Annotated in this window: 1 protein-coding gene; it reads right to left on the reverse strand. The window is 66.7% G+C overall.

Going from position 1 to position 210, the window contains the following annotated elements:
* On the reverse strand, positions 1-210 hold a 210-nt coding region (locus tag FAF44_RS56690; protein WP_308193563.1), incomplete at both ends, for a universal stress protein.

Below are 210 nucleotides of genomic sequence, written 5' to 3' on the forward strand. Positions count from 1 at the left end.
CCGCGCGCAGTCCGCACCGTGCCACAACACGTGCTCAGCCGCACCCCGCAACGAATCCCGAGCCGCCTGATCCCCATCACCGTACGGCCACCGCCACGCATGACAAACCACGAGCGGCAACCGCCGGAACTCGGCCTCGTCCATCGCCCAGTCCAACGCCTGCATCGCATGATCAGAGCCGTCATAACCGACGACCACACCCAGCGTCTC

The organism is Nonomuraea sp. MG754425, assembly GCF_021699195.1.
Taxonomy (GTDB): Bacteria; Actinomycetota; Actinomycetes; order Streptosporangiales; family Streptosporangiaceae; genus Nonomuraea.